General features: G+C 62.6%; 17 protein-coding genes and 1 pseudogene. 12 read left to right on the top strand and 6 right to left on the bottom strand.

The features are described from left to right. The 5 genes and pseudogenes from ACQKPZ_RS13580 to ACQKPZ_RS13560 form a co-directional block, all read left to right on the top strand. Positions 1–259, top strand: a pseudogene (locus tag ACQKPZ_RS13580) (hypothetical protein); the annotation flags it as partial. Positions 260–306: 47 nt separating this feature from the next. After that, positions 307–552 (top strand): hypothetical protein, encoded by a 246-nt coding sequence (locus tag ACQKPZ_RS13575; protein ID WP_427538774.1) that lies wholly within the window; start codon positions 307–309, stop codon positions 550–552. Positions 553–778: 226 nt separating this feature from the next. Further along, positions 779–1090 carry a PAAR domain-containing protein gene (locus ACQKPZ_RS13570; protein WP_427538771.1) on the top strand — a complete coding sequence of 104 codons (312 nt, stop codon included), beginning with the start codon at positions 779–781 and terminating at the stop codon, positions 1088–1090. Positions 1091–1110: 20 nt separating this feature from the next. Beyond that, positions 1111–2247, top strand: a complete 1137-nt coding sequence (locus tag ACQKPZ_RS13565) for a hypothetical protein (protein WP_427538768.1) — start codon at positions 1111–1113, stop codon at positions 2245–2247. A gap of 158 nt (positions 2248–2405) precedes the next feature. Further along, positions 2406–5552 (top strand): ImcF-related family protein, encoded by a 3147-nt coding sequence (locus ACQKPZ_RS13560; protein ID WP_427538765.1) that lies wholly within the window; start codon positions 2406–2408, stop codon positions 5550–5552. A 36-nt stretch (positions 5553–5588) separates the two neighbouring features. On the opposite strand, the gene ACQKPZ_RS13555 is transcribed toward ACQKPZ_RS13560, so the two are convergent. The 3 genes from ACQKPZ_RS13555 to ACQKPZ_RS13545 form a co-directional block, all read right to left on the bottom strand. Next, on the bottom strand, positions 5589–6146 hold the full coding sequence (locus tag ACQKPZ_RS13555) for a TetR/AcrR family transcriptional regulator (protein ID WP_427538762.1): 558 nt from the start codon (positions 6144–6146) through the stop codon (positions 5589–5591). A gap of 208 nt (positions 6147–6354) precedes the next feature. Further along, positions 6355–8355 carry a peptidase U32 family protein gene (locus ACQKPZ_RS13550; protein ID WP_427538759.1) on the bottom strand — a complete coding sequence of 667 codons (2001 nt, stop codon included), beginning with the start codon at positions 8353–8355 and terminating at the stop codon, positions 6355–6357. A 217-nt stretch (positions 8356–8572) separates the two neighbouring features. Further along, a complete protein-coding gene (locus tag ACQKPZ_RS13545) occupies positions 8573–8953 on the bottom strand; it encodes a RidA family protein (RefSeq protein ID WP_427538756.1) in 381 nt (126 codons plus the stop codon). Positions 8954–9090: 137 nt separating this feature from the next. Between ACQKPZ_RS13545 and ACQKPZ_RS13540 the strand changes: the two genes are divergently transcribed. After that, on the top strand, positions 9091–9783 hold the full coding sequence (locus ACQKPZ_RS13540) for a tRNA (adenine(22)-N(1))-methyltransferase (RefSeq protein WP_427538753.1): 693 nt from the start codon (positions 9091–9093) through the stop codon (positions 9781–9783). 1 nt (position 9784) lies between these two features. On the opposite strand, the gene ACQKPZ_RS13535 is transcribed toward ACQKPZ_RS13540, so the two are convergent. After that, positions 9785–10051, bottom strand: a complete 267-nt coding sequence (locus tag ACQKPZ_RS13535) for a DUF2790 domain-containing protein (RefSeq protein ID WP_427538750.1) — start codon at positions 10049–10051, stop codon at positions 9785–9787. Positions 10052–10177: 126 nt separating this feature from the next. Here ACQKPZ_RS13535 and ACQKPZ_RS13530 point away from each other — a divergent pair, with 126 nt between their 5' ends. Continuing rightward, positions 10178–11110, top strand: a complete 933-nt coding sequence (locus tag ACQKPZ_RS13530) for a LysR family transcriptional regulator (RefSeq protein ID WP_427538747.1) — start codon at positions 10178–10180, stop codon at positions 11108–11110. Between the two features lie 149 nt (positions 11111–11259). On the opposite strand, the gene ACQKPZ_RS13525 is transcribed toward ACQKPZ_RS13530, so the two are convergent. Further along, positions 11260–12411 (bottom strand): acyl-CoA dehydrogenase family protein, encoded by a 1152-nt coding sequence (locus ACQKPZ_RS13525; protein WP_427538744.1) that lies wholly within the window; start codon positions 12409–12411, stop codon positions 11260–11262. A gap of 16 nt (positions 12412–12427) precedes the next feature. Beyond that, positions 12428–13498 (bottom strand): enoyl-CoA hydratase/isomerase family protein, encoded by a 1071-nt coding sequence (locus tag ACQKPZ_RS13520; protein WP_427538741.1) that lies wholly within the window; start codon positions 13496–13498, stop codon positions 12428–12430. Positions 13499–13753: 255 nt separating this feature from the next. Here ACQKPZ_RS13520 and mdcA point away from each other — a divergent pair, with 255 nt between their 5' ends. From mdcA to mdcE, 5 genes are all read left to right on the top strand, one after another. Beyond that, positions 13754–15415: a malonate decarboxylase subunit alpha gene (mdcA, locus tag ACQKPZ_RS13515; RefSeq protein ID WP_427538738.1), complete on the top strand. Its 1662-nt coding sequence runs from the start codon at positions 13754–13756 to the stop codon at positions 15413–15415. Positions 15416–15519: 104 nt separating this feature from the next. After that, entirely contained in the window at positions 15520–16371 is an 852-nt protein-coding gene (locus ACQKPZ_RS13510; RefSeq protein ID WP_427538735.1) for a triphosphoribosyl-dephospho-CoA synthase, read from the top strand. A gap of 1 nt (position 16372) precedes the next feature. Then, on the top strand, positions 16373–16672 hold the full coding sequence (locus ACQKPZ_RS13505; protein ID WP_028613842.1) for a malonate decarboxylase subunit delta: 300 nt from the start codon (positions 16373–16375) through the stop codon (positions 16670–16672). Next, positions 16665–17513 carry a biotin-independent malonate decarboxylase subunit beta gene (locus ACQKPZ_RS13500; RefSeq protein ID WP_427538733.1) on the top strand — a complete coding sequence of 283 codons (849 nt, stop codon included), beginning with the start codon at positions 16665–16667 and terminating at the stop codon, positions 17511–17513. The genes ACQKPZ_RS13505 and ACQKPZ_RS13500 overlap by 8 nt, the downstream gene beginning before the upstream one ends. After that, complete coding sequence (mdcE, locus tag ACQKPZ_RS13495; protein ID WP_427538730.1) at positions 17510–18301, top strand: biotin-independent malonate decarboxylase subunit gamma; 792 nt, start codon at positions 17510–17512, stop codon at positions 18299–18301. The genes ACQKPZ_RS13500 and mdcE overlap by 4 nt, the downstream gene beginning before the upstream one ends.

Genomic DNA, 18301 nt, shown 5'->3' with positions numbered 1-18301 from the left:
TAGAAAGGCTGCGTATCTGGCTACGAGTCGTAGCCCTTATGTTAGGTATCTAGCGCTGAGTGCTCGACGTGTAAATTTTGAACCTGTCCTTCACTCCGCCTACTTAGTGCGTTCTGTTGGGCCGAAAATTAAACGCAAAGGTGACTTTGCAATATTTCACTATTCAGATGGCAGTAGCTCGACTGAGGGATGGGGCGAGCCGAGCTTTCGAAAGCTTCAGGAAATCCGCAAGGCGGCTGAGCTTGAAAGTGCAAAATAAAAGGCGCGATGGTGGCGGGGTTAAAGTAACTGCGGTTTAGGGGGCTTATGACAATCAGCGATCTGGCAGTGTTTTTTGTATTTTCAACCTTTGCACTTGATGTTGCTGCCAGGGGACATGACTTGTCTTTTGATGATGACGGCGAAAAGGTAATTATAAGGGTCAAGGTGCCCAGCGGATTAGCGGCACGCGAAGTGCAGGCTATTTATCGTTCTACTTTATGCGCGTTCGTCGCTTATGGCGTAAACGGTGATCCCTATCGACGGGATAGTTATAGGCATCTGGCTATATAGCGCATTCCATTGGGCCAAAAGTGAAGCGTAAGGGTAACTATACTGTGTTTCACTATCCGGATGGCAGCAGTTCGACTGAGAGACGGGGTGAGCCGAGCTTTAAAAAGCTTCAGGCGATTCGTATGGCTGCTGAGCGTGATCGTGAAATATTAACGGTTGAATAAGCAACTCGATGTGTGCTGGCTAAACATTCACTCATCGGCGCGGTTGGGCTGGCGTTTTGTCTATGACGAACTTAAGGCGTGGCCGGGTTTTAGAAGGGAGTTATCCGATGTATCAGGGGCTTGTTTTATTAGGTGATGCTACTACCCACGGCGGAAAAGTGATTTCGGCATCGTCCACGATGACGGTCAGAGGCAAACCGGTAGCGCTGGTAGGGGATGAGGTGAGTTGTCCACTACCAGGTCATGGTAACAACCGGCTTGTCGAAGGGAGCGAGCAATGGTCTGAGGGCGGCCGTGCGCTAGTGGTTGATGGCTGTCGCAGTGAATGCGGGTGCCAGGTGATTTCAAGTGCTTCTGACTGCGGGGTGGGCTGAGCATGGGATGGAAACGGCGCTTGCCGGAATCAATTGAGCAGCCCGCACCTCTGGCCTTGGGCCGATGGTTACTGGGCGCGGGCCTGGCGATGCTGGCGTGCTTACTAATCTTGGTGTTGCACGGGGCGGGGCACCTGGCACAGCTTCAGGCGTTGAATGTTTGGCTATTGGCTTGCCTCCCCTGGGGGGTGTGGCTGTTGATGTTCGGCACGCGTGCTTACATGTACGGTGGTCAGTTGAACCATCATCGATTTGTTCACGAGCAAATGCAGGTTGCGCAACTGTCATGGCAGAACTGGGCACAGCGCCATATTGCGGTGCTGGCGAGTTGCGTGGTGATGCCTGATGATGTTTCTGCAGTCACACTGATGCAAAGTGCCGCAAAACTTGCGTCGCGTTCCGGCCAGGCCAGGCGTATTTCTTTTCTGGCCCAGGCGCCGGCGCCGGCGATTGCAGGGCTAAAGGCATTATTGTCCGGCCTTTCAACCGCTCTTAAAGGGTTGCCGGAAAGGCCAAAGCTGTGCCTTACGATTTTGACAGACGTGGAGCCTGCTCAGTATGAGGCTCTGCGTGATACCTGGCATCAGTATTGGGCAAATGCCACAGCTAAGCCGCAATTGTCAGAGTTACATGTGGTTGCTGATCTTTCATATGAATGGGTTAGTGAAATTGTAAAAGCCGGCAGTTCCGACTTTTCACTGGTTTTGGTGCTGCAAACCCAAGGCGGTGCTTCGTATTCTGACGGGCTAGCGGGACTACTGGTATGTCCAGACCATTTAGCGCGTGATTCGGGTTTGCCGGTGCGAGGCGCACTACTGCGCCCCATGCCTTTGGATATCGGGGCAGCAGTAAGTGAGATTGAGCTCTTTTTCAAAACGCAAACGGCCGCTTGCCAGGCGAGCAGTCTTCTGGCGGACAGTGTGGCTTGGGCGAGTGTGGTAGGGACGGTACTTTCCATGGATCAAAGCCCTGGCCTGGATCATGAGAAAAGCTGGATTCAACAGCGCGTGTGTGGATTGCCAGGGCCTTTCAGTCCTTGGCTACTAGCGGCACTAAGCGTTGAAATTGTCCAACATCAGCAGCGACCTTTGTTGATGTTGGCTGAGCAAGGGCAGCAGTACTGGATCAGCACTGCCACCACAGGAGGCCCGGCATGACACGCAGTGGACGACCATGGAGTTTTGTGGGCCGGGCAATCTGGCTCTTGTTCTTGTTCGCAGCACTCGCTTTGTTAGCGTGGCGGTATGGGCACCATATAGGGCTGGTGGAGAGCCATCAAAAACTGTGGGCGATAATACTTACAATCGTTTTTGCGATGGTGGCCTATTTGGCATTTGGGTTTTTGCTGGCTTTAAAGCGGCATCACTATCACCGGCAGCGAGTACTTGATAACACGTTACCACCGGCAGACGCAGATATTCCAACCCCTCGCGGGTCGGCGTCGGGGGTTATCGAGTTGCTGGAGACTCTGAAGTCGAGGCATGGCTACTTCTGGCGCCGGAAGGTCCGGTTGTTTTTGGTGATTGGCGAGCCGGCCGACGTCGAGGCGATTGCTCCCGGCTTGTCTGAGCAGCGGTGGTTGAACGGGCAGAACTTTGTGTTGGTCTGGGGCGGGAGCGAACAGGCTGATCTTGCCTGGTTCTCAGGCTGGTGCGCACTGTGCAGGGGGCGTGCGCTTGATGCTGTGGTCTGGGCGTTGAGCAAAGATCATGACGGTGATGGCTGTACGCTAAACGATGGTGTCTTTCGTCTACAAGCGCTTGCGAGAAAGCTGCATTGGCAACTGCCATTACATGTGTGGGAGGTCGGCGACACGCAGTGGGCGCAGCACACGCGTCAGGCTCAAGCAGTGGGTTGCCAGCTTCCACCGCGGCTGGCGCCCGAGCAATTGGCGGAGCATCTGGGGCGGCTCGTTTCGCCTCTGCGTGCACAGGGCCTGGCGCAGATTCGCAAGGATACCCGTCATGACTTCTTGCTTCGCTTGTCGCGTGGCATCGAGACCGGAACCGTTGCGCGCTGGCTCCCCGCGCTGCGTGCGCTACCCAGCGAACGTGAGATTGCATTACGCGGCGTGTGGTTTAGTTTGCCACTGCGCTCAATCAGTCACTCGGGGTTGGATCGCCACTGGTTTGATAGCCCCGCATGGTCTGGCATTGTCAGTGATCAACCTGCTCGACCCCGCAGATTGGGTTGGCACCCAGGTCGAATCGTCTACGCTTCGGCCCTCGGGCTGGCGGCTGTCTGGGCCATCGGCTTGTTGGTGTCCTTTGCCAGCAACCGTGTCGAACTCCGTCAAGTGGATGCCGCATACCGGGCGCTGGAACAGCCCGAGGCCGGCAGTGATCCAATGCACGCCTTGGGCGAGCTGGTTCGCGAACTGTCCCGGCTGGCCTACCGCAGCGCGCACGGCGCGCCCTGGTATCAACGCTTTGGCCTCAACCGCTCTGATGAACTGCGTGATGCAGCCTGGCCGCTGTATGTTGAGGCTAACGACCGCCTGCTTCGTGACCCAGCCGCGTCCGACCTGGAGCGCCAGCTCACCGCGCTGGTCAAGCTTGCCCCTGGCAGCCCGGCACGTGCCGAGCGAGCGCAGCAGGCCTATGACGTGCTCAAGGCCTACCTGATGCTGGCTCGCCCGGAAAAGGCTGATGTAGGCTTCCTGGTCGAGAGTGTGGGCGCAAAGCAGCCAGCCATGTGGCGGTTCTACGCCGAGCACCTGCCCGACCATCCGGAGTGGGCAATCAAGGCCAACCCCCGGCTAATCGGCCAAGTCCGCCAGGTACTGCTCGCAGAGCTGGGCCAACGCAACGGGGAAGCCACGCTGTACCAGCAACTCCTCGACACCGCCGCCAACCACTACCCGCCGATGGCCTTGCAGCAAATGGTTGGCGACACAGACCCGACCGCCCTGTTCTCCAGCACCGGTCACGTGCCCGGCGTGTTCACCCGTGAAGCCTGGGAGGGCCAGGTCCGCGCGGCCATCGATGACGCCGCACAGGCGCGCCGTGAAGAAATCGACTGGGTGCTTAGCGACAACGTGGGCGATGTCGCGGGCGAGCTGAGCCCTGAGCAACTGAAAGCGCGGCTGACTGCGCGCTATTTCCGGGACTACAGCAGTGCCTGGCTGGCCTTTCTCAACAGCCTGCGCTGGAAGCAAAGCGCTAACCTGCATGACGTGATCGCCCAGTTGACGGTGATGAGCGATGCACGCCAATCGCCCCTGATCGCATTGATGAACACACTGAGCTACCAAGGGCAGGCGGGTGTCCGTGGCCAGGCCCTGGCCGACTCGCTGATCGAGTCGGCACAGAAGCTGGTGGGGCAGAAAGCGCCAGCGCGGGTTGATCCGCTGGCTCAAGCTTCCAGCGGCCCACTCGACAGTACGTTCGGCCCGCTGATGGCGTTGCTGGGCAAAGACCCCGAAGGCCGACTCGGCAGCGACCAGTTGAGCCTGCAAGCCTTCCTTACGCGCGTTACGAGTGTGCGGCTGAAGCTGCAACAGATAACCAATGCCCCAGACCCGCAGGCCATGACGCAAGTGATGGCGCAGACCGTGTTCCAGGGCAAGGGCGTGGACCTGAGCGATGCACAGTCCTATGGCAACCTGATTGCCGCAAGCCTGGGCGCAGAATGGGGCCCGGTGGCCCATGCGTTGTTCGTACAACCCTTGACGCAGGCCTGGCAGCAGATCCTGCAACCGTCATCCGCAGGCCTCAACCGGGATTGGCAGCGTGCCATCGTCGATGAGTGGCATGGCGCATTCGACAACCGTTACCCCTTCGCCGCGTCCAGCAGTGATGCGTCGCTGGCCATGCTCGGGCAGATGATTCGCGCCGACTCCGGGCGAATTGAGCAGTTCTTGCACCAACAGCTCAGTGGCCTGGTGCGCAAAGAAGGGAGCCGTTGGGTAATCGACCCCCGGCAAAGCCAGGGCCTGCGTTTCAACCCTGCCTTTCTGGAGGCCATCAACCAGCTCAGCCAGCTGGCAGATGTGCTCTACACCGACGGCGGCATGGGCATGAGCTTCGAACTGCGTGGCAAACCCGTGCGGGACGTGGTGCAGACCAGCTTCGTGCTCAACGGCGAGAAGCATCATTACTTCAACCAGCGCGAGCGCTGGCAGCGCTTTCGCTGGCCAGGGCAGGGCGACCACCCCGGTATCAGCCTGACCTGGACCGGCATCCATGGCGGCGAACGGCTGTATGCGGACTACCAGGGCACCTGGGGTTTGATACGCCTGCTGGAGGAAGCCAGCGTCACCCCGCTGGACGACGGCGACAGCCGGTTTCGGGTGGTGCTGAGCGCGCCGGATGGCCTGGGCCTGACCTGGCACCTGCGTACCGAGCTGGGTGAAGGCCCGCTGGCGTTGCTCAAGTTGCGCGGTTTTCGCCTGCCCAGGGACATCTTTCTTGTCGACCCGAGCGCTACCCCGCGTTACGCACAGAACGGGGGGAGGTCCTGAGCAAGGCAGCCCCAACGGACCGTGCAAACCTGGCTTTCAGGGCCTGGACAGCGCCCCCTGCAAGAACAATTGCTCCAACGCCAGCGCTGAATTGGCACTGGCCGCGCGGCCGCGCCGCTCGGCGTCGACCATGCCGTAGATCTGGGTGATGAACATCTCGGTGAATACGGCAGCGCTGATGTCGATACGCAACACACCCACCTGCTGCGCCCGCAGGAAGAACGCATCCATCGCCTGGGTGTAGGCCAGCCAGCGGCGGTCTTCGCTGTCGCCCAGCAAGGTGTCGGGGCGGTACTGGAACATCAGGAACACCAGCATCTCGCGGTGCTTGAGGTGCTCGCCAATCAGGTGGCGCACTGCGGCCAGGGGTTCGGCCGTGTCCAGGGCGGCATTGTCGATTACCTGGTTGAGCACCCGCTCGCCATGGTTCTCGAGCATGGCGAGCAGGTTGTCGCGGGTGCCGCAGAAACGGTGCAGGGTGGCTTTGCTGACGCCAGCGGTTTCGGCCAGCTCCTTGAGGGTGGCGCGGGGGTGGACCACGATGGCGTGGGCCAGGGCCTTGAGCAGGCGTTCGTCGTGGGGAGTGGGGTGCATCGGCATGCCTCGCGTGAATCGCATGGCAATTATTGTGCAGGAACTGAGAGGGTGATCAAGTGCCGAAGTCTCATTTGAGACTTTTTTGTGTCTTGAATGGCCTCTTCGCGGGCATGCCCGCTCCCACAGGTGCTGCACAGCCATGGAGGCTGTGGATATTCCCTGTGGGAGCGGGCGAGCCCGCGAAAGGGCCCTTACAGGCTAACGATCAATGCATCCCCCGCGGAATGGTCTTCAGCAGGTCTTCCGGGCTGATATGCCCCACCACCTGGGCCACCGCGCTGCCTGGGGTCGGCAGGTCGATGATGTGGCTCTTCATCTTGCCTACCACATGCATTTCGCAGGGTTTGCAGTCGAATTTCAGGGTCAGCACTTCGTCACCCTGAATCAGCTGCATCGGTGCCACCTTGGTGCGCACGCCGGTCACGCCCTTGGCCTGCTTGGGGCACAGGTTGAAGGAGAAGCGCAGGCAGTGCTTGGTGATCATCACCGGCACTTCGCCGTGCTCCTCATGGGCCTCGTAGGCCGCGTCGATCAGTTGCACGCCATGCCGGTGGTAGAAGTCGCGGGCCTTCTGGTTGTACACGTTGGCCAGGAACGACAGGTGCGACTCGGGGTACACCGGCGGCGGCGTGGTCTCGGCCTTGCGCCCGCCACGCGGGTGCGCCTTGATACGCGCCTCGGTCAGCGCCTCGATGGCTTCACGGCGCAGCGCCTTGAGCTGCGAGTTGGGGATGAAGTAAGCCTGCGGCGCGTCCAGCTCAATGCTGCCGGCGTGGTACATGGTGGTACCCAGTTGGCCGAGCAGGTCGTGCAACTGGTCCAGTGCCTGTTGCGGCTTGTTGGCTGCGCCGAACGGGCCATCCAGGGCCACCTGCACGCTTACGCCTTCTTCACTGCTCAGCGTCAGCATCAGGCGCTGTTCGCGCAGCACGGCATGCCACTCCACACCAACCCGGCGCTCGGACGAGGTGCGTTGCAAGGCCTGCTGCCAGTTATGGTCGAGGTTGCGCGAAAGCGGGTGGTTAGGCCGCAGTTTGTGCAGGCCTTCGGGCATTTCGTTGGGCTCGACGCGGTAGCGGTAGCGCTTGTTGCCATCTTCCTCGAACTCGCCACGCGGTTCGGCGATGTTGGCCCGGAAGCCCACCACTTCGCGCTTGACCAGCACATTGAGGCCGTCGCCGTTGGTCAGCGGTACATCGGTAACCACCTGCATGTCACGCTTGCCGACCTTCTCCACCACGCCCACCGGCAGGCCGGTGAAGGTTGGCGAGTCGAAGGCACCGATATCGACCTTGCGGTCGGTAACGAAGTAGTCAGTGCTGCCGCGGTGGAAGGTTTTGTCCGGGTCTGGCAGGAAGAAGTGCTCGGTACGGCCGCTGGACGCACGCGCATAAGCCGGGCGGCCCTCCAGAATGGCGTCGAGCTCTTTGCGGTAGTGGGCGGTGATGTTCTTCACATAGCCCATGTCCTTGTAGCGGCCCTCGATCTTGAACGAGCGCACGCCGGCATCGACCAGGTCGGCCAGGTTGGCGGTCTGGTTGTTGTCCTTCATCGACAGCAGGTGCTTCTCGAACGCGACCACGCGGCCCTGGTCATCTTTCAGGGTATAGGGCAGGCGGCAGGCCTGCGAGCAATCGCCCCGGTTGGCGCTGCGGCCGGTTTGCGCGTGGGAAATGTTGCACTGGCCGGAGAAGGCCACGCACAGCGCACCGTGGATGAAGAACTCGATGGCAGCGTCGGTTTCGCTGGCGATGGCGCGGATTTGCTGCAGGTTCAGCTCACGGGCCAGTACCAGCTGCGAGAAACCGGCCTGGTCAAGGAACTTGGCCCGCTCCAGGGTACGGATGTCGGTCTGGGTGCTGGCGTGCAGCTCGATCGGCGGGATATCCAGCTCCATCACCCCCAGGTCCTGCACGATCAGCGCGTCTACACCGGCGTCGTACAGCTGATGGATCAGCTTGCGCGCAGGCTCCAGCTCGTTGTCGTGCAGGATGGTGTTGATGGTGGTGAATACGCGTGCGTGGTAGCGACGGGCGAACTCGACCAGTTCGGCGATATCGCTGACTTCGTTGCAGGCGTTATGGCGCGCGCCAAAGCTTGGGCCGCCGATGTAGATGGCGTCAGCGCCGTGCAGGATCGCTTCACGGGCGATGGCCACGTCACGGGCAGGGCTGAGCAGTTCCAGGTGATTCTTTGGAAGGGACATGTCGTTATATTTTCGGGCTGTCACGGTTTAGGCGGGCATTGTAGCGGTGAAACGGGCTGGCGGCATCATCGGGGTGCTTGTAGGAGCGGCCTTGTGTCGCGAAAGGGCCGCGAAGCGGCCCCGGCAATATTTGCGGCGAAGCTGAAAATCTGGGGGCGCTGCGCACCCCGATCGCGACGCAAGGCCGCTCCTACAGGGAATGCGGATCAGGCGATAATCAGCGCTTGGCGGCCATTGCGGTCACTTCGACGCGCATGCCGTCGAATGCCAGGGAGGCCACACCCACGGCCGCCCGCACCGGCCAAGGCTTGCTGAAGAAGCGCTGGTACACCTCGTTGAACGCGGCGCGGTCGGCCATGTCGGTCAGGTAGATGGTCAGGTGCAGCACGCGGTCCATGCCGCTGCCGGCCTTTTCCAGCGCCACTTTCAGTGCCTGCAGGGTGCATTCGCTTTGCGCGACGATATCGCCCAGTTCCAGGCTGCCATCGGCGTGGGTCGGGATCTGCGTGGTAACCAGCACGCCGTTGTACTCGGCGACGTCGGACGAAATCGACTCGGCGTCCGGGTCCGGGGTGTAGATGATGTCTGCTTGTGCCATGGTGTGTTTTGCCTTGCAACGGAAGGAAAGCGGCAAGCCTACGCGAGCGGGGCGGGCGGGTCGAGGGCGCCCCGGTGTTTGAAATGCGCGGCGTTCGCCGTCAGAATCGCGCCCCATTGCAAAGCCGGGGGCACACTTTGAACGAACAGACTTTGTCCAGGCGCCTGGAGCGCGTGGCTGCACATGTGCCGCAGGGCGCGCGCCTGGCTGACATCGGCTCGGACCATGGCTTTCTGCCAGTAGCGTTGATGCTGCGTGGCGTGATCGAGGCCGGGGTGGCAGGCGAGGTGGCGCAGACGCCGTTCGCTTCGGCTCAGCGCACGGTGGTGAGGAATGGCCTGGAGGCCGACATCACTGTACGCCTGGCCGATGGCCTGGCTGCGGTCGAGCCGCAAGACCGTATCTCGGTGGTCAGCATCTGCGGCATGGGTGGCGAAACCATGTGTGAGATCCTGGAGGCCGGCAAGCAGCGCTTGTCTGGCGTTACGCGCTTGGTGCTGCAGCCCAATGGCGCTGAGTGCGAGCTGCGCCATTGGCTGGCGGGTAATGGCTACCAGATCGTCAGCGAAGAACTGCTGCGGGAAAACCGCTTCGACTACGAAATCATCGTCGCCGAGCCGGGCGGGGCAGCGTACACCGCTGAACAGCTGTACTTCGGCCCGGTGCTGATGCAGGAAAAAAGCGAGGCGTTTCTGGTGAAGTGGCGGCGCATGCTGAAGCAGAAGCAGCAAACCCTGGCCAACTTCGAACGTGCCCGCGATGCGGTGCCTCAGGTAAAGATTGACGCTTTCAACCAGCAGGTGGCCTGGATCACCCAGGTGCTGGCGTGACTCACTGCTGCGAGCAGTTGCCCATTTCGCGGTAGTCTACTTCGCGTTTCTGGCCCTGGTGGTCCACATACACCATGTGTGCGGTACCCACCTGGCAGTCGGCGGCGTTGCTGGCCGGGGTGATCGAGATCACTTTGGCCACATCCAGCGGCATGCCGTACTCATAGTTGGCGCTGCTGCTGACCGGTCGGCTGTTACCTGCATCGGCAAAGGCACCGAACGAGGTGAGGGCAGCGGCAACGGCAATGACAGCAATCGAACGTTTCATGGCAGGCTCCTTTTCTTCAATGTATGACTCATGATGTATTCATTGGTCATTCACAATAAATGGGCTAGTCCGTGATAGATTCCTGCCTGTAACGCAAGAATAAGACTGAACAAGGAGCACACCTTCATGGACATGCTGCATGCCATGCGTACCTTCGCCCGTGTGGTGGAATGTGGCAGCTTCGCTGCAGCCGCCAATGCCCTGGACATCTCTGCGGCGCAGGTTTCGCGCATAGTCGCGGAACTGGAAAACCAGCTCCAGACACGCCTGCTGCACCGCACAACGCGGCGCTTGCGCATGAGCGAGGCGGGCGAGCGGTTTCTCGAGCGGGCGCGGCAGATCATGCTGCTGACCGAAGAGGCGGTAGGCGAAGCCCGTGGCGCGCACCTGACCCCACGTGGCCACCTGCGTTTGCATTGCCCGCACGGGCTGGGGCTGTTACTGATGCCGCTGGTGGCTGGCTATAACGCGCTGTTTCCGGACGTGGTGATCGAACTGACCCTGTCGCAGCGCAACCCCGACCCGCTGGCCGAAGGGCATGACGTAGTGATCACCGTGGACGGTGCGCTGCCGGATTCGCAGCTGATTGCCGTGCCGCTGGGCAACATTTTCAGCATCCCCTGCGCGGCCCCCGGTTACCTGGAAACCCATGGTGTACCCGAGCGGCCTGAAGACTTGCACAGCCATCGCTGCCTGCGCATGGCTTACCCGATGTATGAAGGTGACTGGGTGTTCCCGCAAGGGGTCGACCAGTGTGTGATCGCGCCGAACGACAGCTTCTCCACCAACGTTGCCGACGCGATGCTCGTGGCCAGCGAGCTGGGCATGGGCATCGGCCTGCTGCCGTTCTATACCGCCAGCCAGGCGATCGAACAGGGGCGCTTGTGCCGGCTGCTGGCACCGTACCGCCTGCGCGAAAGTGCGCTGTATGCGATGTATCCGTCACGGCACTACCTGGATGCCAAGGTGCGTACCTGGATCGATTACCTGAAGGAGCAACTGCCAGCGTTGTTCGAGGGGCATGCGAAGGTGGTGGATGATGCGCGGTATCGGCGATAGTCAGGTCAACGCTGTTCCTTGTAGGAGCGGCCTTGTGTCGCGATGGGCTGCAAAGCAGCCCCCAACGATCTCCAGTCGGGCGGACAGACTGGGGCTGCTACGCAGCCCATCGCGACACAAGGCCGCTCCTACAGATAATGTGTAGGGCTTTACAGTGGGTAGTGCTTCAACTCCCGCGCAATCAGCATGCGCTGGATCTCGCTCGACCCTTCGTAAATCTGGGTGATTCGCGCATCCCGGTAGTAGCGCTCCACCGGGTAATCCTCCAGGTAGCCATACCCGCCATGCACCTGGATCGCCATCGAGCACACCCGCTCGGCCATTTCCGAGGCGAACAGCTTGGCCTGTGACGCCTCCGACAGGCACGGCTTGCCGGCGCTGCGCAGGCGGGCGGCATGCAGGATCAGCAAGCGTGCGGCGTTCACCTGCACCTGCATGTCGGCCAGCAGGTTGGCGATGCTCTGGTGCTCGTTGATCGGCTTGCCGAATTGCACGCGGTCACGCGAGTACACCAGTGCCGCCTCGAACGCGGCGCGGGCGATGCCCAATGCTTGGGCGGCGATGCCGATACGGCCACCTTCAAGGTTTGACAGGGCAATGGCCAGGCCCTTGCCACGCTCGCCAAGGATGTTGGCAGCGGGGATGCGGCAGTTATCGAAGGTGACTGCGCAGGTATCGGAGGCGCGGATGCCCATCTTGTGTTCGCTGCGGTCTACCTTGAACCCCGGGTTGTCGGTGGGCACGAGGAATGCCGACAAACCCTTCTTGCCCAGTTCAGGGTCGGTAACCGCGAAGACGATAGCCAGGCCTGCACGGCGGGCATTGCTGACAAATTGTTTGGAGCCGTTGATTACCCACTCGCCATCGACCAACTCTGCGCGGGTGCGCAGGTTGTGCGCCTCGGAACCGGCCTGCGGCTCGGTCAGGCAAAAGCAGCCGATCACCTCGCCGCTGGCCAGGCGCGGCAGCCATTGCTGTTGCTGCTCGGCAGTACCGTAGGCCAGCAGCGGGCCGCAGCCTACCGAGTTGTGGATGCTCATCATCGCCCCGGTGGCGCCGCAGCCGGCAGCGATTTCTTCCACGGCCAGGGCGTAGGCGACGTAGTCGGTGTAGCTGCCGCCGAAGTCCTCAGGCACCACCATGCCCAGCAGGCCCAGTTCGCCCATCTTGCGCACTACGCCATCATCAATCCAGCCGGCCTTTTCCCAGGCTTGTGCATGCGGGGCGATTTCGCCACGGGCAAAGTCCCGGGCCATGTCGCGGATCATGATCTGTTCTTCGCTCAGTTCCAGGTCTTGCATCGGTGTACTCCCGGGCTCACAGGCCTTCGAAGAATTGGTCAACCCGCTGCTGCTGCAGCGCGGCCAGGGTCGGCGGGTTCCAGCGGGGCTGCTTGTCCTTGTCGATGATCAGGGCGCGCACGCCTTCGATGATATCGCCGTGCCGGAACCACTGGCGGTCCAGGTGCAGCTCCATGGCAAAGCAGTCGTCCAGGCCCAGGTGGCGGCCACGGCGCAGCATCTCCAGCGTAACCGCCATGGCCAGGGGCGAGCGGCTTTCCAGCTGGTCGGCAGTGGCGACGGCCCAGGCATGGCTGTCGCCGATGCTCACCGCACGCAGCTGCTCGACGATGGCTTGCACGGTTGGCAGGGCGAAGAAGTGGTCGATGACCGGGCGCAGTTTTTCCAGCGGCGCATCGTCCAGCACCTGCGTGCCCAGCTTGGCCAGCAGGTTTTGCAGGTCTTTGAGCGGGTTGTCGCCAAAGCTCAGTTGGTCCAGGCCTTGGTCAAGGGCGGCGAGTTGGCCGCTGGCCAGGTACCAGTCGGCCAGGCCGCAGTACAGCGCGTCGGCCGCCTGGATCTGGGCGCCGCTGACACCGAGGTAGCTGCCCAGCTCGCCGGGGATGCGCGACAGGAAGTAGCTGCCGCCAACATCGGGGAAGTAGCCGATGCCGACCTCGGGCATGCCCAGCCGGCTGCGCTCGGTGACCACACGCAGGTCGCAGCCCTGGGCCAGGCCCATGCCGCCGCCCAGGGTAAAGCCGTCCATCAGCACCAGTACCGGTTTGCGGTAGCGGTGGATGACCAGGTCGAGGGCGTATTCCTCGACAAAGAAGGTTTCATGCAGCGTGTCGCCGGCTTTGAAGCTGTCGTGCAGCGAGCGGATATCGCCCCCGGCACAGAAGCCTTTGGGGCCCTCGCCGCGCAGTACCACGGCGCGCACGTGTGGGTCTTCGGCCCACTGGTCGAGGTGCTGGCGCAGGCTGCGGACCATGTCCAGGGTCAGTGCATTGAGGCCGGCGGGGCGGTTGAGTATCAGGTGGCCGACCTGGTTGCGGACCTCGGCCAGTACGTGCTCGGTCGCCGAGGCTTGAGCGTGCGCAGTCATTGCGTTCTCCCTGCTTTGTTATTGATTTTCCAAGTGAAGTCTGGAATTCGCTGGAGGATCGCAGGATCCTGTCATGCGAATTTGCCTTGCACAATCGACAATTATGCAGGGGTATCGTGCATTTTTGCCGTGAGCCGGCCAGTGGGCTGGCACATTCATTAACCTTACCGTAATGAACGCGCCGCTAGCTTGATTGATCCGCCACGCGGCGCAGCCCTAAGGTGGCCTCCACGACAGCGAACCTGTGGAGCCACCATGACAATAACTCAGAATCCACCGCCGCAATGGTCGCGGCGGCGCGCCGAGAAGCAGCGCCGCCTCGACCGGGTCCGTCACCTCGCCGACGGCGTGGTGCTGCCCACCGAACGTATCGTCGAAGCCCTCGAACTGCTGCTGGCCCCCGGCGACCGGGTGGTGCTGGAAGGCAACAACCAGAAGCAGGCCGACTTTCTCTCGCGCTCGCTGGCCAAGGTCGACCCTGAGCGTTTGCACGACCTGCACATGATCATGCCCAGCGTCAGCCGCGCCGAGCACCTGGACTTGTTCGAGCGCGGCATTGCCCGCAAGCTCGACTTTTCCTTTGCCGGCCCGCAGAGCCTGCGCATCGGCCAGTTGCTGGAAGATGGCCTGCTCGAAGTCGGGGCCATCCACACCTATATCGAGCTTTACTCCCGGCTGCTGGTCGACCTGATTCCCAACGTCACCTTGGTGGCCGGCTTCATGGCCGACCGCGACGGCAACCTGTACACCGGCCCCAGTACCGAAGACACCCCGGCACTGGTTGAGCCGGCGGCTTTCAGTGACGGCATCGTCATTGCCCAGGTAAACCAGCTGGTGGAGCGTGTAGATGACCTGCCACGGGTCGACATTCCGGCGTCCTGGGTCGATTTCGTGGTGGTCGCCGACCAGCCCTTCTATATAGAACCGCTGTTCACCCGCGATCCGCGCCATATCAAGCCGGTGCACGTACTGATGGCAATGATGGCCATTCGCGGTATCTACGAAAAACACCAGGTGCAGTCGCTGAACCATGGCATTGGCTTCAACACCGCCGCCATCGAACTGATCCTGCCCACCTACGGCGAGTCCCTGGGCCTGAAAGGCAAGATCTGCCGCAACTGGACGCTGAACCCGCACCCCACGCTGATCCCGGCCATCGAGACCGGCTGGGTGCAAAGCGTGCACTGCTTTGGCACCGAGCTGGGCATGGAGGACTACATCGCCCAGCGCCCGGACGTGTTCTTTACCGGGCGCGATGGCTCGCTGCGCTCCAACCGCATGATGTGCCAGTTGGCGGGGCAATATGCGGTCGACCTGTTTATCGGTGCCACGTTGCAAGTGGATGGCGATGGCCATTCTTCCACCGTTACCCGCGGCCGCCTGGCGGGCTTTGGCGGTGCACCGAACATGGGCCACGACCCGCGTGGCCGGCGCCACGCAACCCCGGCCTGGCTCGACATGACCGTGCCGCAGACCCTGCTGGAGCGTGGGCGCAAGCTGGTGGTGCAAATGGTCGAGACCTACCAGGAAGGCGGCAAGCCCACTTTCGTGGAAACCCTCGATGCCGTGCAAGTGGCCAAAAAAGCGGGCATGCCGCTGGCGCCGGTGATGATCTACGGCGACGACGTCACCCACCTGCTGACCGAAGAGGGCATTGCCTACCTGTACAAGGCCCGCAGCCTGGAAGAACGCCAGCAGATGATCGCCGCCGTGGCCGGTGTCACCGCCATCGGCCTGCGCCATGACCCGAAAGACACCCTGCGCATGCGCCAACAGGGCCTGATCGCCCTGCCCGAAGACCTCGGCATCCGCCGCAACGACGCCAGCCGCGAGCTGCTGGCAGCGCGCAGCATCGCTGACCTGGTCGAGTGGTCCGGCGGCCTCTACAACCCGCCTGCACGGTTCAGGAGCTGGTGATGAATGCTTTCGACTTGGAACCGCATCGGCTTCTTCGCGGGCACGCCCGCTCCCACAGTGGTATCGCTGAACTTGATAGTGGTGCGATCCCTGTGGGAGCGGGCATGCCCGCGAAGAGGCCAGCCCAGACAACCCAGATCCAACTGCCAGACCATTTGGCCGACCTGGCCGTAGAAGCCCTGATAGACGAAGCCGACCTGTCCCCCAAACCCGGCCTCGTCGACCGCCGCAGCAACGGCGCCCACCACGACATGTCGCTGTCCCTGATGCACGCTTCGGCGCTGTCACTGTGGCCCTGCCTGCGGCAAATGGCCGAAACCGCGCAAACCTTCGGCGAAATCAGCCAGCCCCTGCGGGCTTCACTCGGCCAACTCGGCCGGGAAGGCGAAGCCGCCATGCTCGCCACCACGGGCGGGGTAAACACCCACCGTGGCGCAATCTGGGCACTGGGCCTGCTGGTAGCGGCCACAGCCCTTGATACCCAGGCCGACGCCAGCACCCTGGCCGCCCGCGCCGGGCGCATCGCCGTGCTGGACGACCCGGCCATGGTCCCGCAAGACAGCCACGGCCAGCAGGTGCGCCGCCGCTACGGCACAAGCGGCGCCCGCGAACAGGCGCAACAAGGCTTCCCCGCCGTCATCGGTCACGGCTTGCCACAACTGCAACGCAGCCGTGCCGCCGGTGCCAGCGAGCAGCACGCCCGGCTCGATGCACTGTTGGCGATCATGGCCGTGCTCAGCGACACCTGCGTGCTCTGGCGCAGCGGCCCAGCCGGCCTGGCCACCGTGCAGCAAGGTGCGCTGGCCGTGCTGGCCGAAGGCGGTAGCGCCACCCTGGCCGGCCGCCGCCAGCTGCGCCAGCTGGACCAGCACCTGCTGCACCTGAACGCCTCACCGGGCGGCGCCGCCGACTTGCTGGCCGCCTGCCTGTACCTCGATAAAGCCGGGAGCCTGTGACATGGAAACCCTGAATTTTCAATTCCCCGCCGCCGAACCGGGCCGCGGCCGCACGCTGGTGGGCTGCGTCAGCTCTGGCGACCTGGAAGTGCTGATCGAGCCCGGTACTGCCGGCAGCCTGCATATCCAGGTGGTGACCTCGGTCAACGGCAGCGGTGCGCGCTGGGCACAGCTGTTCCAGCGCCTGTTCGAGGGCCGCGCCTGGCCGGCTGTGAACATCGACATCCATGACTTCGGCGCTACCCCGGGCGTGGTACGCCTGCGCCTTGAGCAAGGCTTCGAGGAGATAGCCCATGACTGACACCGCACGCTTGCTGCGCAGCCGCAGCCTTGTCGAACTGGGCGCCCGCCAACGGGCGCGTGCCTTGCTTGATCCGGGTAGCTTCCGTGAACTGCTGGGCCCTTTCGATCGGCTTATGTCGCCGTGGCTGCAGCGCCAGGGCATCGTGCCCCAGGCCGATGATGGCGTGGTGATCGCAAAGGGTCTGCTGAATGGGCGCAACGCCGTGGTCGCGGCCATTGAAGGCGGTTTTCAGGGCGGCAGCATGGGCGAGGTGGGCGGCGCCAAGATCGCCGGCGCCCTGGAACTGGCCATTGAAGACACCCGCAACGGCATTCCCACGTGTGCAGTGCTGCTGCTGGAAACCGGTGGTGTGCGTTTGCAGGAGGCCAACCTGGGCCTGGCGGCGATTGCCGAGATCCAGGCAGCCATTGTCGAACTGCGTACCTTGCAACCCGTGGTTGGCCTGATCGCAGGCTCGGTCGGTTGCTTTGGTGGCATGTCCATCGCCGCAGGGCTGTGCAGCCACTTGCTGGTCACCCGTGAAGCGCGCCTGGGCCTCAACGGGCCACAAGTGATCGAACAGGAAGCGGGTATTGCCGAGTACGACGCCAAGGACCGCCCCTTCATCTGGAGCCTGAGCGGTGGTGAACAGCGCCATGCCAGCGGGCTGGTCGATGGCTATGTGGCCGACGACATCGATGCCCTGCGCGAACGCCTGGTGCAACTGCTCGACATGCCTTCGACGGAGCGCGCCAGCCAGCACGCCTGGTACCTCAAACGCCTGGCCCGGCTGGGGGCTGACTGCCCGCAACTGGACGCTGCCGCCGTGCGTGACCTTTACCAAGGAGAAGCCAAATGAACCGTGCCTTGAACTGGCTGCCGGGCCTGGCCGGCGGGCAAGCCTTGCCGGGCTACCCTGCATCGTTACAGGTCATCGACGGCGAACTGGACAATCGCCTGGCGCGCTTCATTGCCGTGGTCCCGGATGCCGACAATCCGTTCCCCCGGGCGCGTTCCGGTGAAGTTGGCCTGCTGGAAGGCTGGGGCTTGGCCAAGGCCGTGAGCGAGGCGGTGGAGGCTGATCGCAATGGCCAGAAGCGTGCGATTGTCGCGGTCATCGACGTGCCAAGCCAGGCCTATGGTCGTCGCGAGGAAGCCTTGGGCATTCACCAGGCATTGGCGGGTGCCGTGCAGGCCTATGCCCAGGCGCGGTTGGCCGGGCACCCGGTGATCGGCTTGCTGGTCGGCAAGGCCATGTCCGGTGCCTTTCTGGCGCATGGCTACCAGGCCCAGCGCCTGATCGCCCTGGACGATGCCGGGGTCATGGTGCACGCCATGGGCAAGGCGGCAGCAGCGCGGATCACCCTGCGCAGCGTCGAGCAACTGGAAGCGCTGGCCGCCGAGGTTCCACCCATGGCCTACGACCTCAACAGCTATGCTTCGCTTGGCTTGTTGTGGCGCCGCCTGTCGGTGGAAAGCGCCGAGGCCCCGAGCGCTGCAGACATCGCGCAAGTGCGTGCTTGCCTGGCCGAGGCGGTGCACGACATAGGCAACTCGACTGACCTGTCGTCACGGCTGGCTGGGGAAAACCGCAGTGCCTCGCGCCAGGTACGCGAGCAGTTGCGCCGCCAGTGGCAGGGCGCTTGA

It is taken from the genome of Pseudomonas sp. NPDC089547 (assembly GCF_050280665.1).
Lineage (GTDB): Bacteria > Pseudomonadota > Gammaproteobacteria > Pseudomonadales > Pseudomonadaceae > Aquipseudomonas.
The sequence above is the reverse complement of the archived record's forward strand: the minus strand, read 5'-3'. Positions and strand labels throughout refer to the sequence as shown.

Bases quoted from the DNA above. Each gene is read 5' to 3' on its own strand.
- ACQKPZ_RS13555 (WP_427538762.1), bottom strand. From the start codon at position 6,146: ATGCACCCCACTCCCCACGACGAACGCCTGCTCAAGGCCCTGGCCCAC.
- ACQKPZ_RS13510 (WP_427538735.1), top strand. From the start codon at position 15,520: ATGCCCGCGAAGAGGCCAGCCCAGACAACCCAGATCCAACTGCCAGAC.
- ACQKPZ_RS13525 (WP_427538744.1), bottom strand. From the start codon at position 12,411: ATGCAAGACCTGGAACTGAGCGAAGAACAGATCATGATCCGCGACATG.
- ACQKPZ_RS13545 (WP_427538756.1), bottom strand. From the start codon at position 8,953: ATGGCACAAGCAGACATCATCTACACCCCGGACCCGGACGCCGAGTCG.
- ACQKPZ_RS13570 (WP_427538771.1), top strand. From the start codon at position 779: ATGACGAACTTAAGGCGTGGCCGGGTTTTAGAAGGGAGTTATCCGATG.
- mdcA (WP_427538738.1), top strand. From the start codon at position 13,754: ATGACAATAACTCAGAATCCACCGCCGCAATGGTCGCGGCGGCGCGCC.
- ACQKPZ_RS13520 (WP_427538741.1), bottom strand. From the start codon at position 13,498: ATGACTGCGCACGCTCAAGCCTCGGCGACCGAGCACGTACTGGCCGAG.
- ACQKPZ_RS13530 (WP_427538747.1), top strand. From the start codon at position 10,178: ATGGACATGCTGCATGCCATGCGTACCTTCGCCCGTGTGGTGGAATGT.
- ACQKPZ_RS13560 (WP_427538765.1), top strand. From the start codon at position 2,406: ATGGTGGCCTATTTGGCATTTGGGTTTTTGCTGGCTTTAAAGCGGCAT.
- ACQKPZ_RS13505 (WP_028613842.1), top strand. From the start codon at position 16,373: ATGGAAACCCTGAATTTTCAATTCCCCGCCGCCGAACCGGGCCGCGGC.
- ACQKPZ_RS13500 (WP_427538733.1), top strand. From the start codon at position 16,665: ATGACTGACACCGCACGCTTGCTGCGCAGCCGCAGCCTTGTCGAACTG.
- ACQKPZ_RS13575 (WP_427538774.1), top strand. From the start codon at position 307: ATGACAATCAGCGATCTGGCAGTGTTTTTTGTATTTTCAACCTTTGCA.
- ACQKPZ_RS13535 (WP_427538750.1), bottom strand. From the start codon at position 10,051: ATGAAACGTTCGATTGCTGTCATTGCCGTTGCCGCTGCCCTCACCTCG.
- ACQKPZ_RS13550 (WP_427538759.1), bottom strand. From the start codon at position 8,355: ATGTCCCTTCCAAAGAATCACCTGGAACTGCTCAGCCCTGCCCGTGAC.
- mdcE (WP_427538730.1), top strand. From the start codon at position 17,510: ATGAACCGTGCCTTGAACTGGCTGCCGGGCCTGGCCGGCGGGCAAGCC.